Origin of the sequence: Herbiconiux daphne (genome assembly GCF_024979295.1) — a bacterium.
GTDB lineage: Bacteria > Actinomycetota > Actinomycetes > Actinomycetales > Microbacteriaceae > Herbiconiux > Herbiconiux daphnes.
This window is the reverse complement of the sequence record NZ_JANLCJ010000598.1, coordinates 1-584: the sequence shown is the minus strand read 5'-3', so window position 1 is coordinate 584 and position 584 is coordinate 1. Positions and strand designations below refer to the sequence as shown.

Sequence of the window (584 nt, the reverse complement as noted above, 5' to 3'; positions counted from 1 at the left end):
GAGGCAGCAGCTCCACCAATAACAGCACCAGCAAGAGCGCCCCAAGGCCCGAATGCACTACCAGCAGCAGCACCTGACATAGCACCACCCAACATACCTCCACCACCGCCAGTTTGTTTCACTGTGGTTGTTTGTCCTAATGCACCATTCATTACTGAGGCAGCATTAATACGATTCTGGATATCTTGGTTAGCCATATTCTGAGCACCAATCTGATTATTGTATGCTGTATCCAAAGCACCTTGCTCATTCTGATAACGTTGCTGAGAAGCATTGAAAGCATTGCGATAAGCCTGATTAGCAGCTTGAGCACCTGTATCAAGTAAGCCAGCTTGTGTACTAGCATTCTGTGTTAAACCACTAAGAGCACTAAGTTGATTCTGACGATTACCTGATAAAATACCTTGAGCTTGTTCAACAGCTGAGTTGTATGCTTGATTTGTAATATCAGCAGAGTTCTGTTGTTCTTGTGCTAATGCAGCCCTAGCAGCATTGTCTTTAGCAAGACGAGCGCTACTACCGAAACCAGCCTGTTGCATTGTTTGCTGAGCAGCTTCTGGATTAGTAGATGTAGCTAGCTGTTG

1 protein-coding gene is annotated in these 584 nt (G+C 45.4%); it reads right to left on the bottom strand.

Annotation, left to right across the window (positions count from 1 at the left end):
* On the bottom strand, positions 1-584 hold a 584-nt coding region (locus N1032_RS26670), incomplete at both ends, for a hypothetical protein (RefSeq protein ID WP_407933092.1).